General features: G+C 67.4%; 12 protein-coding genes. 6 read left to right on the plus strand and 6 right to left on the minus strand.

Features of this window, described 5'->3' with window-relative positions:
• The first annotated feature begins 235 nt into the window (after nucleotides 1–235).
• Entirely contained in the window at nucleotides 236–688 is a 453-nt protein-coding gene (locus tag DAT37_RS41205; protein WP_109530400.1) for a MaoC family dehydratase, read from the plus strand.
• Nucleotides 689–712: 24 nt separating this feature from the next.
• On the opposite strand, the gene DAT37_RS41210 is transcribed toward DAT37_RS41205, so the two are convergent.
• Entirely contained in the window at nucleotides 713–1,732 is a 1,020-nt protein-coding gene (locus DAT37_RS41210; RefSeq protein ID WP_198654701.1) for an adenylate/guanylate cyclase domain-containing protein, read from the minus strand.
• A 38-nt stretch (nucleotides 1,733–1,770) separates the two neighbouring features.
• Nucleotides 1,771–2,709, minus strand: coding sequence for a radical SAM protein (locus DAT37_RS41215; RefSeq protein ID WP_109530402.1), 939 nt, complete (start codon nucleotides 2,707–2,709; stop codon nucleotides 1,771–1,773).
• Nucleotides 2,710–3,001: 292 nt separating this feature from the next.
• Here DAT37_RS41215 and DAT37_RS41220 point away from each other — a divergent pair, with 292 nt between their 5' ends.
• Entirely contained in the window at nucleotides 3,002–4,258 is a 1,257-nt protein-coding gene (locus tag DAT37_RS41220; protein WP_109530403.1) for an amidohydrolase family protein, read from the plus strand.
• Between the two features lie 157 nt (nucleotides 4,259–4,415).
• Here DAT37_RS41220 and DAT37_RS41225 read toward each other — a convergent pair whose 3' ends face one another.
• From DAT37_RS41225 to DAT37_RS41240, 4 genes are read right to left on the minus strand one after another with little or no spacing between them, the layout of a single operon-like run.
• The gene (locus DAT37_RS41225) at nucleotides 4,416–5,588 is read right to left on the minus strand and encodes a thiolase C-terminal domain-containing protein (RefSeq protein WP_109530404.1); all 1,173 of its coding nucleotides are present in this window, start codon (nucleotides 5,586–5,588) and stop codon (nucleotides 4,416–4,418) included.
• Nucleotides 5,585–6,763, minus strand: coding sequence for an OB-fold domain-containing protein (locus DAT37_RS41230; protein ID WP_109530405.1), 1,179 nt, complete (start codon nucleotides 6,761–6,763; stop codon nucleotides 5,585–5,587). The genes DAT37_RS41225 and DAT37_RS41230 overlap by 4 nt, the downstream gene beginning before the upstream one ends.
• A gap of 18 nt (nucleotides 6,764–6,781) precedes the next feature.
• On the minus strand, nucleotides 6,782–7,990 hold the full coding sequence (locus tag DAT37_RS41235; RefSeq protein WP_109530406.1) for a CaiB/BaiF CoA transferase family protein: 1,209 nt from the start codon (nucleotides 7,988–7,990) through the stop codon (nucleotides 6,782–6,784).
• The gene (locus DAT37_RS41240) at nucleotides 7,987–9,450 is read right to left on the minus strand and encodes an aldehyde dehydrogenase family protein (protein ID WP_109530407.1); all 1,464 of its coding nucleotides are present in this window, start codon (nucleotides 9,448–9,450) and stop codon (nucleotides 7,987–7,989) included. The genes DAT37_RS41235 and DAT37_RS41240 overlap by 4 nt, the downstream gene beginning before the upstream one ends.
• 302 nt (nucleotides 9,451–9,752) lie before the next feature.
• On the opposite strand from DAT37_RS41240, the gene DAT37_RS41245 reads away from it, so the two are divergent.
• The 4 genes from DAT37_RS41245 (at nucleotide 9,753) to DAT37_RS41260 (ending at nucleotide 13,862) form a co-directional block, all read left to right on the plus strand.
• Complete coding sequence (locus DAT37_RS41245; RefSeq protein WP_109530408.1) at nucleotides 9,753–10,460, plus strand: SDR family NAD(P)-dependent oxidoreductase; 708 nt, start codon at nucleotides 9,753–9,755, stop codon at nucleotides 10,458–10,460.
• 70 nt (nucleotides 10,461–10,530) lie between these two features.
• The gene (locus tag DAT37_RS41250) at nucleotides 10,531–10,725 is read left to right on the plus strand and encodes a ferredoxin (protein ID WP_109530409.1); all 195 of its coding nucleotides are present in this window, start codon (nucleotides 10,531–10,533) and stop codon (nucleotides 10,723–10,725) included.
• A 12-nt stretch (nucleotides 10,726–10,737) separates the two neighbouring features.
• Nucleotides 10,738–12,096, plus strand: coding sequence for a cytochrome P450 (locus tag DAT37_RS41255; RefSeq protein ID WP_109530410.1), 1,359 nt, complete (start codon nucleotides 10,738–10,740; stop codon nucleotides 12,094–12,096).
• Nucleotides 12,097–12,173: 77 nt separating this feature from the next.
• Nucleotides 12,174–13,862 carry a thiolase C-terminal domain-containing protein gene (locus DAT37_RS41260; RefSeq protein WP_109530612.1) on the plus strand — a complete coding sequence of 563 codons (1,689 nt, stop codon included), beginning with the start codon at nucleotides 12,174–12,176 and terminating at the stop codon, nucleotides 13,860–13,862.
• Nucleotides 13,863–13,870 lie beyond the last annotated feature (8 nt).

Below are 13,870 nucleotides of genomic sequence, written 5' to 3' on the forward strand. Positions count from 1 at the left end.
GCATGGCAGGCTTCAAAGTCCCCCGCTCGATACAATTCCTCGACACCCTGCCGTTGAACGCCACCGGCAAAGTAATGAAAAACCAACTGCGATAAGCGCGAACCGACGGCGGCGCCGGAGCGGGTGAGCACGCTCCCCGCTCCAGCGCCGCCGCTTTCGCGATGCCGGTCGGACCGCCGGTGGTGCGCCGACCAACGTAGTACCCCGAATTCTTCTCGCGCAGAAAGCGATCCCCATGACGGACTTCCCCGACTTCGATTCCCTGCGGGCAGCCGTCGGCACCGAGATCGGCACCGGCGACTGGTTCGAGATCGACCAGTCGCGCATCGACGGATTCGCCGAGGCGACCGACGACCGGCAGTGGATCCACGTCGACGCCGAACGCGCGGCGCGGGGACCCTACGGCGCGACCATCGCGCACGGCTTCCTCACCCTGGCGCTGCTCGCCCCGATCACCCAGCAACTGATGTCGGTGGGTTCGGCGCGCATGGCGATCAACTACGGGCTCGACAAGGTCCGCTTCATCAGCCCGGTGCTCGTCGGCAGCCGGGTGCGCGGCACGGTCACGCTGACCTCGGTGACCGACGTGCCCGGTGGCGTGCAGGCCGAGCGCACCGTGACCATCACCGCGGAGGGCGCCGAGAAACCCGCCTGTGTCGCGGTGCATCTGGTCCGGTACCTGAGCTGAGCGCTGCCGCGCTCCGGCACCGGATCACGGTGCCGGAGCGCGGTTCTCGACCGCTCGGTGCAGCAGCACCGGGGTGAGCGTGCCGATCCCCCTGATCTCCGCGCACGCCATATCCGTCAACCGGAAATCCGGGTGCCCACGCAATTCGGCGGCCAGCGCCGGGGCGATCACGACGCCGCCAGGCGCGGCGAGCGCGGTGAGTCTGCTGGCCAGATTGACGGTATTGCCGAAAATATCGCCGAGTTGATGGTGCAGCGGCCCCCACGCCGCGCCGACGCGCAGCCCCGGAATATCGGGGTCGGCGGCGAAGGCCCGGGTGAGGCGCGTGCAGATCTCCGCGATGATCACCGGGGAATCGGCGGTGAACAGGATTTCGTCGCCGAGCAGTTTCACCACGCTGCCACCGTATTCCGACACCACGTCGATGCTGCGATGTTCGAATCGCGCCACCACCCTGAGCAGGTCGGCGGCACGGCGATCGCGACTCAGTTCGGTGAATCCGACGATATCGGCGAAGCCGACGCCCGCGTCGCGGCCCGGCGGGGTTTCCGATCCGGGATCGAGCATGTCCATCGCGTCCTCTAGCCTGCGTCGCCACAGTTGCCCGAGCATCCACTGCACCTCGGGAATCCGCTCGGCCAGCGCCGCGGTGGTGTCGAGGGATTCCGGGGCCCGCAGCATCTGGCCCGCGACGATCTCGGCTTGTAGCCGAGCGAGTTGGGAGATGGACCTGGCCAGTACACCGACCAGGTGCAGGGCCTCGGTCTCGTCCACCAGGCCCCGGTCGGCGTACCCGGTGACCAGACGAACCAGATCGACGTCGGAGGCCGCGAAATCGACGCTGGCGTCATCGACCCGCGGGTAGCCGAGCGCGCGCAGGTAGCGTCTGCCGCGCTCCGCGGGCACGCCGACGGCGGCGGCCACCTGATCGGCCGTGAGATTGCGTTGCTCGCCGAAGGTTCCGACCACCGGATGGTCTCCGGGGCGCATCGGCTCGCGGTCCGGCTCGTCGCGTTCGGCCGTCGTACGGGATTCGGCCCCCACCATCCGATCCTTCTTTCCGGTCCGTGACCCGAGCGCCGCTATGCCGACCGACCGACACTCGCGAGGACATCCTCGTGGCGGTGGTGTCCGCCGCAGGATACGCACAGCGCGTCGTTCTCCGCGCCGCGCAGGTGTTCGAACAGCGGCGAGTACCGCCAGAGCGCGGCGAAACCGTTCGCGGTGACGATATTTCCGGCCAGCAGGGCCTCGTGCGAGGCGACCGGGCACGCGTACACGTCCCCGGTCGCGTCGATCAGGCAGGCGTTCCGGCCCGCGCCGCATCCGCCCGGCGGCTGTCCGTGATCGTCGGCGGCCGCGTCGCCGAACTCACGCTTACGGCGTCGCACATCCAGTTCCTGACCGGCACCGGGGCGGAGTTCGTACCACGGCCGTCCGGTCAGGCGGGGTGGGCGGGCGCTCGAGGTGCGCAGGCGCGCGCCGAACAGGTCGGCGACGGCGGCCATCGCGTCGAGTTGTCCCCTGTTGCGCTCGGTGAGAACCACGTCGACCGCGAAATCGTAGACACCGGAGGAGTAGAGCAATTCCATGGCGCGCACGGCCGCGCGATAGGCCCCCGCGCCGCCGACCGGATCGTTGGTGGCCTCGGTCGCGCCGTCGAGACGGATGCGCACGTCGACGTAGCCGTTACCCGCGATCCGCCGAGCGGCCTCGGGGGTGAGGCGGCGGCCGTCGGTGCGGAAACCGACACCGATGCGCCGGGCGCTCGCGGCGTCGACGATGCGCCAGAAGTCGGTGCGGACCATCGGTTCGCCGCCGACGATGTCGAGGTACGCGACGCCCATCGCGTCGAACTCCTCGACGAGCCCCAGGCATTCCGCGGTGCCGAGTTCCCGCACCGCCGTGGACGGGAACACCGCCTCCGACTCTTCGTGGTCGTGGGTCAATTCCCAGCTGACGCGGTGCGGCGCCTCGGGCTGGTGTCCGCGTTGTCCGACCACGGGTAGTGGTGCGCTCATACCGGCCTCCGTCGTGGTTGGGCCGCCGCGTCGCCGTGCGGCTCCGCGAACGGAAATGTGATTCTCCGATTACGGTAATCCTATTTCTATCAACGGACAAGGCCCATCCGCGAACAGGATTTGCGACCATTGCTCGCATATATGTCGACCAGCCGGGCACCTGGGGTGTATGGTCGATGACACGTATGAGAGTGACATTCTCTTCAATGAAGACTTATCATCTCGAACCTTTTCCAATCTCGAACCGGTGGAGCGCAGCCCCAACGCAGCCCCATGAACACCGAGGAGTCACGTGAACATCGACGACCTGATCCTGGTGAGCATCGACGACCATGTCGTCGAGCCGCTCGACATGTTCGACGGCCATGTTCCGAAGAAGTGGGTTGACTACGCACCGAAGGTCGTCGTCGACGACCAGGGCATCGATCGATGGATCTACCGGGACCGGCCGACCGGCGTCGCCGGGCTCAACGCCGTCGTCACCTGGCCCGCTGAGGAATGGGGCCGCGACCCCGCGGGTTACGCCGAGATGCGCCCCGCGGTCTACGACGTGCACGCGCGGGTTCGCGACATGGACGTCAACGGCGTGCTGACCTCGATGTGCTTCCCCACCTTCACCGGCTTCAGTGCCGGGCACCTGAGCCGCGGTGGCCAGGACGAGATCACCGTCGCGATGATCGAGGCCTACAACAACTGGCATATCGACGACTGGGCAGGCGCCTACCCGGGCCGTTTCATCCCGATCGGCATCCTGCCCATGTGGGACCCCAAACTCGCGGTCGCCGAGATCGAGCGACTGGCGAAGCGCGGCTGTCATTCGGTGACGATGCCGGAGCTGCCGCATATCGACGGCCTGCCCAGCTACCACGACCTCGAGTACTGGGCCCCGGTGTTCCAAGCGCTGTGCGACAACGACACGGTGATGAACCTGCACATCGGCCAGGGCTTCGGCGTGCTGAAGCTGGCGCCGGACGCCCCGATCGACAACCTGATGGTCCTCGCGCCGAGCATCTCGCTCATCGCCGCGCAGGATCTGCTGTGGGGCCCCGCGTTCCGCACCTACCCGAAGCTGAAGGTCGCGCTGTCGGAGGGCGGTGTCGGCTGGATCCCGTTCTTCCTCGACCGCTCCGACCGGCACTACACCAACCAGCGCTGGCTGCGCCGTGACTTCGGCGGCAAGATGCCCAGCGAGGTCTTCCGCGAGCACGTGCTCGCCTGCTACGTGACCGACCGGACGTCGCTGAAGTACCGCCACGACATCGGGATCGACAACATCGCGTGGGAATGCGACTACCCGCATTCGGACTCGCTGTGGCCGGGCGCGCCGGAATTCGTGATGGAGGAGCTCGTGCACGCGGGCGCCGACGACAGTGATATCGACAAGATCACCTGGCAGAACGCCTGCCGTCACTTCAACTGGGACCCGTTCCAGCACATTCCGCGTGAGCAGGCCTCGGTCGGCGCGTTGCGCGCCAAGGCCACCGACGTCGACATCTCGACCAAGTCGCGCGCGCAGTACGCACGGGAGTACACGCCCAGCGCCAGCTGACGTCTGGTACGACGAATGCCCCGGCAGGAGATTCTCCTGCCGGGGCATTTCTCTGTTCGCCGACGCCCGGATACCCCGATCGGGACGGCGAAAACCCGGCCGGAGTACTCCGGCCGGGTTGTGTCACGACATCGCCCGCTGCGGGCGAGCGGGGTCCTCAGCGCGAGGTGTCGCCGCCCGGACCTTCCAGGATCGTCACCGCGGCCACCGCGGTGGGCCCACCGACGTTGTGCGCCAAGCCGATACGCGCTCCGTCGACCTGATTGGCCGCGCTGCCGCGCAACTGCTCGAACAGTTCGACGCATTGCGCGACACCGGTGGCGCCCGGCGGATGTCCCTTGGCCTTGAGTCCGCCGCTCGGGTTCACCGGCAGCGCGCCGCCGAGCGCGGTGACGCCGGATTCGATGAGTTTGTATCCCTCGAACCGTTCGGCGAAGCCGAGGTCCTCGTAACTCATCAACTCGATGCCGGTGAAGAAATCGTGCACCTCGGCGACATCGATGTCGGAGGGTCCGAGGCCCGCCATCCGGAACGCCTCGCGCGCGGCACGCACGGTCGCGGGGAAGGTCGTCATATCCCGCTTGTGCTGGTGCATGACCGAATCCAGGCCGAGGCCGACACCGCGGACCCATACCGGCCTGTCGGTGTAGCGGTCGACCACGTCCTCGGCGGCGAGGATCAGCGCGGCGGCGCCGTCGCTCTGCGGCACACAGTCGTAGACGCGGAACGGATCGGCCACCACGGGGGCGTCGCGCGCCTGTTCCATGGTGATCTCGAAACGTAGTCGCGCCTTGGGATTCCGCGCGCCGTTGTAGTGGTTCTTCACCGCGACCATGGCCATGTGCTCGTGGGTCGCCGGGGATTCGTACAGGTAGCGATTGACGTGCAGGGCGTAACCCGCGTGCGGGAACAGGCCCAGCTGGGAATCCCAGGCGCGGTCCCAGGTCATCGGCTGCCACTCGCCGAGCAGATCCTTCTGCGCCGTCTCGCGCAATTTGTCGGCCCCGATCACCAGGGCGACGTCGACCGCACCCGATGCCAGCGCGTACAGCGCGTTGCGCACCGCGTCGTTACCGGTCGCGCACGAGTTCTGGATGTGGGTGACGGGCAGACCCGGCAGCCCGAGCGCGTCGGCGAGCACCCCGGACGGGAAACCGTCGGTCGATCCGAGCGCGCCGAACCAGGCGGCTTGTAGATCGGCGGTACGGAATCCCTTGTCGACCGAGGCCGCGGATTCGGCGAAGGCCATCGGCAACAGATCCTTGATGCCGAGTGCGAAATGTTCGGCGAAGGGCGTCATCCCCGCGCCGACGATGGCCACTTTCCTCATACCGCCTCCGGTTCCGGTTCGAACGCGTATCCGTAGTCGGGGACCCCGGCGCGCACGGCGACCCGGCGCAGCACCATCCGACCGCGGTCGCCGATGCCGACGGTGCCGGGATCGGCGCCGGTCACCTTGGCGACGGCACGCACGCCGACTTCGTCGAGTTCCACGATCACCAGCGAATACGGACTCTTCACGCCGGGGACCGGAATCCGTACCGTCGTCTCGGAGTACACGACGCCGGTACGCGGCAGCGGCACCAGGGTGTAGTCGGTGCTCAACAGTCCGTCGGGCCCGATCCGGTAGCGCGGCGGGAAATCCAGTTCGTCGCTGCCGGGATGCCTGCCCGCCTCCCAGCGGACCTTGGCCTCGAAGGCGCGCTCGTAGGCGGCCAGCGACAGCGGAAGATCGGCGCCCGGCACGGTGACGCCTTCGGGCAGCGCCCGCGCGGGCTGTTCGTTACGCCGGACGTCGGCCGCGCCCGCGACGACGGTGACGCCGGACAGATTCGCCTGCTCCACTCCGACGAGCAGTCCCCCCGTTTCCCATTCGGCCATCGTGGCCAGGGCGAACAGGCTAGAACTCGCGCCGAGCGTCGGCAGTTGCGGCGGCGGGCTCAAGCACAGCGCCGACGCCTGTTTGTGGTCGACGCCCGCCACCGCCACCGGGGTGTCGAGCCAGGCCGCCGAGAGCGAGGCCATGAGTCCACGCTCGTGCAGCAGTCGCGGGTCGCCGTAGTCGTGCACGGCCCCGACCGCGTTGCGGGTGCGCACGGGAAGACTGCGCGTCACCCTGGCCGCGGTGCGGACCTGGATGCCGCCGCGGTCGGAGACGTAGGCCGCGACCGCGCCCGCGGGTTCCAGATCGACGCCGATCACGATGGTGCGCGGCCGCGCCGAACTCAACGCGTCCAAGGCCGCCGGAGCGCCGCCGAGGCGTTCGATCACCTCGAGCTCGGGGTCGAGCCCGAGCCCGGCCAGCAACACCGCGGCATTACTGCTGTCCATGAGCGGCAGGTCCCGGCTGACCAGGACCACCCGCTCCACCGGCTCGCCGTGCGCTACCGCGGCACGGCCCGCTTCGACCGCAAGGGTGACCGCGTCTTCGTCCTCACCGGGCACCCTGCTGCGTCTACTGCCCCAACAGGGCAGATAGGTCCCGATAGACGTGACAAAAGGCATCGGTCACCCTTTCCCGAGCTAAGACACCGCGCCCGCGGTCTTCAGCTCGATAATGCGATCCCAGTCCATACCCAGTTCGAGCAGAACTTCTTCTGTGTGCGCCGCGAATTCGGGGCCGGGCCGCAGCTCGGGCGCACCGACATCGAATTGCACAGGGCTGGAGACCAATTCCAGTTCACCGGCCTGCAACAGGTACTCGTTCGCCCTGATCTGGGCGTCCGATCCGAGCTGCAACGAATCCTGGACGGGCGCCCACGGCCCCGCGAGGGTCGCGAACCGCTCGGTCCATTCTGCCAGAGTGCGTCCCTTGATCACCTCGCGCAGGATCGCCACCGCTTCGGCGGTATTCGCCGAGATCGCGGCGGAATCGGCGAAACGCGGATCGTCGATCAGTTCCGGCCGATCGATGTGACGGCACACATCGGCCCAGAACTTGCCCGGCTGGAGCATCACGAACGACAGGTACCGGTCGTCGGAGGTGGCGTAGAGCCCCGACAGCGGGTTGGTCGGCGCACCGTGGGCGCCGGGAACCGGCGCGATCATCGGCTGCTTCTGCTGTGCCGACAGCGCGATGGTGTGGCCGAGTGCCCACAGTCCGCTACCGAGCAGCGACACGTCGACGACCGAGGTCTCCCCCGTGCGCTCCCGTTTCAACAGCGCGGCGGCGATACCACCCGCGAGGTTGGTGCCGGAGATGGTGTCACCGAACGCGGGTCCCGGCGGCTGGATCATGCCGTCGGTTCCGGGCGGGGTGATCGTGGCGGCGACGCCGCCGCGGCACCAGAACGCAGTCATGTCGTATCCGCCGCGCGTCGACTCGACACCGCGCGGGCCGAGCGCACTGCCACGGGCGTACACGATATTCGGGTTCACCGCGCGGATGTGCTCCACGTCGATGCCGAATTTGGCGCGCGCCTGCGGCAGGAAACTGGTCAGGAAGACATCGGCCTTCTTGGCCAGCTCGAGGATGACCTCGCGGCCCTCGGCCACCGTCATATCGATGCCGATACTGCGCTTGCCGCGATTGGCGTGCTCCACATTGGGATTCGGGTCGCCCTCGACGGTGAAGGCGCCGATCCGCCGCAGGCCGCGTTGCGGATCGCCGTTGACCGCGTGTTCGACCTTGATGACCTCGGCGCCCCAGTCGGACAGGACAGCGCCCGCCGACGGAACGAACCCGTACATCGCGACTTCGAGGACCTTGATACCTTCCAGCGGCTTGCTCATGCCAGAACCTCGGCGAAGGTCTTCAGCTCGAGGAATTCCTCCAGACCTTGACGGCCCATCTCCCGCCCGATGCCCGACTGCTTGTAACCGCCGAAGGGAGCGTCCGCGGAGAAGTAGTTGCCGCCGTTGATGCTGAAGGTGCCGGTGCGCACGCGGCGCGCCACCGCCTTCGCGCGTTCCTGATCGGCGCTCATGATGCCGCCGGACAGACCGTAGATGGAGTTGTTCGCGATGCGGACCGCGTCGTCTTCGTCGGTGTAGGGGATCAGCGCGATGACCGGGCCGAAGACCTCTTCCTGGGCGATCTCGCTGTCGGGATCGACGTTCGCCAGCAGAGTCGGCTTGTAGAAGAAGCCCGGATCGACCTTCTCGCCGCCCGCGACCAGGGTGGCCCCCGCCGCGACCGCGCGCTGGACGATGCCGTCGACCTTGTCGCGCTGACGTTCGCTGATCAGCGGACCCATGTAGGTCTTGGGATCGCGCGGATCACCGTAGGTGACGTGAGCGAAGACGCCCGCGATCATCTGCGCCACCTTGTCGTGATCGGCGGCGGGAACGAGGACGCGGGTGGTCAGCGCGCAGCCCTGTCCTGCGTGGGTCGCCACGCTGAACGCCGCGAACTGGGCCGACTTCACGTAGTCGGCGTCGTCGAGCAGGATCATCGCGGATTTGCCGCCGAGTTCGAGGAAGACCTTCTTCAGGGTCGCGCTGGCCGCCGCCATGATCTCGCGGCCGACCGGGGTGGATCCGGTGAAGGTGACGACGTCGACGTCGGGGTGGGTGGTCATGCGCTTGCCGACCTCGATATCGGAGGAGGTCAGCACATTGACCACGCCCGCCGGGATATCGGTCTGCGCGATGATCTCACCGAGCGCCAGGGTCGACAGCGGGGTGTCGGGCGCGCCCTTGAGCACCACGGTGCAACCGGCGGCCAGCGAGGGCGCCAGCTTGGCCAGCGCGAGCTGGTGCGGGTAGTTGTAGGCGGCGATCGCGGCGACGACGCCCGCGGCCTCCTTCTCGACCCAGCGGTGATGCTGCTGACCGCGGATCTCGATATTGCCGAGATCCTCGCTCCACTCGTAGCCCTCGAGCAGCCCCGCGTAGTAGCGCACGATCTCGAAGGGGACCTCGAGCTGATTGCCGTGGGTCAGCGCGCGCGTGGCGCCGACCTCGGAGATGGTCAGCTCGCGCAATTCCTCGACGTTGTCGCGCAGCGCTTGGTACAGCTGGTTCAAGCAACGCGCCCGCAGCTCGTGATTCGTCGACCAGTCGGTGGTGTCGAAGGCGCGTCGCGCCGCCGCGACCGCCGCGTCGACCTCGGCCACGGTGGCCTCCGGCGCGTAGCCGAACACCTCGCCCGTGGCGGGATCGAGCGAGGCGAGCGTCTGCTCGGTCTCGACCAACTGCCCGTCGATCAGTAGCCGCCGCGTCACCGCTACTGCCTGTTCCTGCGTTGACATCCCGTCTCCTCGCTAACAATGGAAATTACATTCTCGCTTCCGGAGAATGTAACATTCACAATGCGGGACTGTAGCAATAATCGGCTTTACGCGACAGTCCGCCACGCTCTCCATTCCGCTTGGCGACCGTTCAGCAAGCAGGGCGACTCTTGCGAAGGTGTTCCGTGCGAGAGTACGGTTCTCACAACCGGAAGGGAGATTCTTGTGTTCGACACTACACTCGCGCCGGTCCCCGAACGGGCGAGGCGCGGCACCCGCGCAGTTTCGTCCCGCAACATGGTCAACGGAGAGAGGTTCCAGGCGTGAAGACGGCAGTGGTCACCGGAGGCGCGTCCGGAATCGGTTTGGGTATCGCGGAGCGTTTGCGCGGCGACGGATTCCACGTCGCCACGCTGGATCTGAATCCGCCCGCCGACGACGATTTCGCCTATCGGGCCGACGTCACCGATCCCGAGCAGGTCGCTCAGGCACTCGAAGCCATCCGGGCCAAGCTGGGGCCGGTCACCATCCTCGTGAATTCCGCGGGTCTCGACGGATTCAAGCGATTCCAGAACATCTCGTTCGAGGAATGGAAGAAGGTCATCGACGTCAACCTGCACGGGGTCTTCCACTGCGTCCAAGCGGTGCTGCCCGACATGCTGGAAGCGGGCTGGGGACGTATCGTCAACATCTCCTCGTCCAGCACGCAGTCCGGCCAGCCGTTCATGTCGCACTACGTCTCGGCCAAATCCGCCGTCAACGGCCTCACCAAGGCTCTGGCGCTGGAACTCGGGCCTTCGGGCATCACCGTCAATTCGGTGCCGCCGGGCTTCATCGACACCCCGATGCTGCGTAAGAACGAGGAAGCGCGGCGACTCGGCGGAACCGTCGAGGACCACATCCAGCGCACCCCGGTGCGCAGGGTCGGCACCCCCGCCGACATCGCCGCCGCGTGCTCGTTCCTGATCTCCGAGGAAGCCGGATACATCACCGGTCAGAGCATCGGTGTCAACGGCGGACGTAACACGTAACATCCCCCGCCCCGCCCTACCGGGCGCGGACGGTGCAGCCCGAAACGCAAGACGGAAAAGGAAGAACACCGTGAAGGTCCACGTCGATCAAGACCGCTGCCAGGGGCACACGCTGTGCGCGATGATCGCCCCGCAATCATTCGAACTCAGCGATATCGATGGACACTCGTCCCCGGTCGACGAGTCGGTCGCCGACGGCCAGGAGGAGCAGGTCCGCGAGGCCGTCCATTCCTGCCCCGAGCGCGCGATCTCGATCGACGAGTAGATCGGAACCGCTATGACCGTGGAGAACATCACCGATACCGACCGCAAGCAGCCGCAATTCCACTTCGACCGGTTCGCACCCGAATATCGGGAGAGCTTCCAGTCGATCACCGAGGAAATGCAGAGCGAATGCCCGGTCGCGTGGACCGAGACCTACGACGGCCACTGGGTCGCCGCGGGTAACAAAGAGGTCTTCGAACTGGCGCGCTGCCCGCACATGTCCAACGATCACGACCCCAACGGCACGGGCTCGGGCTACAAGGGCATCTCCATTCCGCCGCCGCCGCGCGCCAAGGGTATCCGCGCGGGCATTCTGGAAATGGACGAGCCCGAGCACAGGGAACTGCGCGCGGTGCTCAACCCCTACCTGTCCCCCGCCGCCGTGAATCGCTGGATTCCGTTCGTGGACGAGATCGTCCGGGCCTCGATCGACGAGAAGATCGAAAGCGGCCGAATCGATTTCGTCGACGAACTGGCGAACATCACTCCCGCCGTCCTGACACTCGGCATGCTCGGTGTGCCACTGAACAAGTGGCAGATCTACAACGAGCCCATCCACGCCGCGGTGTACACCCACCCGGAAGATCCGGACTACCCCCGGATCGCCGAAATGCACAGGGCGCTCGGCATCGATCTGCTGACCAACCTCGCCGAGATCAGGCAGAGCCCCCGGCCCGGCATGATCCACGCGGTCGATTCGGCGAGGGTCAACGGCGAGCCGCTGCCCGATATGGAAATCCTCGGGATGCTCAGCCTGTTGATCGGTGGTGGCTTCGACACCACCACCGCGCTCACCGCGCATTCGCTGGAATGGCTTTCGGAGAACCCCGCCGAACGCGAGAATCTCAGCCGGGACCGCGATCTGCTGCTCAACTCGGCCACCGAGGAATTCCTGCGCTACTACTGCCCCGCACCGGGTGACGGTCGCACCATCGCGCAGGATTGCGAGGTGGCGGGCACCTCGTTCAAGGAAGGTGACCGGGTCTGGTTGTCCTGGGCGATGGCCAACCGTGACCCCTCGGTGTTCCAGGATCCGGAAGAGGTCATCCTGGACCGCAAGGGCAACAGGCACTATTCCTTCGGTCTCGGCATCCACCGCTGCATCGGCTCCAATATGGCCCGTATGGTCTTCAAGCGGATGCTGGTGGCCGTGCTGGATCGGATGCCCGACTACCGGTGCATCCCCGAGGAGACGGTGCACTACGACACCATCGCGATCATCCAGGGCATGCGGCATCTGCCCGCCGAGTTCACCCCCGGCCCGCGCCTGGGTCCGGGAATCGAGGAGACCCTGGAGAAGTTGCAGGTCGTCTGCGACGAGCAGCGGCTCGCCGAGCCGGTGACCGCGAACAAGCACACCGCGGAAATCTGACCGGACGACAACCGAAACACGCGCCGCGCGTGGCCGATCCGGCCACGCGCGGCTACCGGCTGATACGAGGAGGCACTGTGGCAGAGGCGGAGAGTTCACCCGCGGCGAAGGCCGAACCGTCGGGGCGGCCACTGCCGCTGCTGAGTCTGGACACCGAGTTCTTCTGGACCTCGGGGGCCGACGGCATCCTGCGCATCACCGAATGCCGTTCCTGCGCGGCGCTCATCCACCCACCGCAGCCGATCTGCCGCTACTGCCGCGGCCACGACCTCGGTATCCGCGAGGTCTCCGGTCAGGCCGTGCTCGCCGGATTCACCGTCAACCACCGCTTCGGCCTGCCCGGCCTGCCGCCGCCCTACGTGGTCGCCCAGGTCGCGCTGGTCGAGGATCCGCGAGTTCGGTTGACCACCAACATCATCGACGCCGATCCCGACAGCCTGGAGCTGGGGATGCGCGTCGAGGTCGTCTTCCAACAGGACGCCGACGTGTGGCTGCCGCTGTTCCGGCCGGTGGCCGACCAGCCCGAACTCGCGCCGCTGCCGGTGGACGAGATCGCCCCCGAGCGTTTCGGCGAATACGTGCGCCCGATGGTGCGCCAGGACAAGTTCGAGGACAAGGTCGCGCTGACCGGTATCGGCATGTCGCGGATCGGACGCAGGCTGATGGTCCCGCCGCTGGCGCTGACGGTCGAGGCGTGCGAACGGGCCGTCGCCGACGCGGGGCTGACCATGGACGATATCGACGGTATCGCCTCCTATCCGGGCGGCGGCAACGTCGGCGGATTCGGCGAAGGCGGCGTCACCGCGGTCGAGGCCGCGCTCGGTTTGCGCCCGACCTGGCACAACGGCGGTATCGAGACATTCGGTCCCGGCGGTTCGGTGATCGCGGCGATGACGGCGGTCGCGGCCGGACTGGCCAACCACGTGCTCTGTTTCCGCACCGTGTGGGAATCGACGTTCAACGAACTGATGAAGGCGGGTCGCATCCCGTCCTCGGGTGGCCGCACCACCAGCTGGATGATGCCCTTCGGGGCGACCTCCGCCGCGCACACGCTCGCCCAGAACGCCCAGCGCCATTTCCAGCGCTACGGCACCACCCGCGAGACACTCGGCTGGATCGCGCTCAACCAGCGCGCCAACGCGGAACTGGAACCGACCGCGGTCTACCGCGATCCGATGACGATGGACGACTACCTCGGCGCCCGCTCCATCACCACCCCGTTCGGGCTCTACGACTGCGACGTCCCGTGCGACGGCGCGGTCGCGGTGATCGTGTCGGCGGTCGACGTGGCGCGCGATCTGGCGAAACCGCCGGTGCTGGTCGAGGCCGTCGGCACCCAGATCGTCGAGCGCATCGAATGGGATCAGAGCACCCTGACCCACGAACCGCAGGTCCTCGGCCCCGCCGCGCACCTGTGGACCCGCACCACCCTGCGTCCGGCCGATGTGGACGTCGCCGAACTCTACGACGGGTTCACCTTCAACTGTCTGTCCTGGATCGAGGCGCTCGGCTTCTGCGGGATCGGCGAGGCGAAGGATTTCCTGGAGGGCGGCAAGAACATCGCCCGCGACGGCACGATTCCGGTCAACACCCACGGCGGCCAGCTGTCGCACGGGCGCACCCACGGCATGGGGTTGCTGCACGAGGCGGTGGTGCAGTTGCGCGGCGAGGCCGGGGCACGCCAGGTCGGCGGGGCCAGGGTCGCCGTGGTCTCCAGCGGCGGACTGACCCCGGGCGGCGCGATGCTGCTGCGCACCGACTCGTGAGCGCGAGA

Origin of the sequence: Nocardia aurea (assembly GCF_003123685.1) — a bacterium.
GTDB classification, from domain to species: Bacteria; Actinomycetota; Actinomycetes; order Mycobacteriales; family Mycobacteriaceae; genus Nocardia; species Nocardia aurea.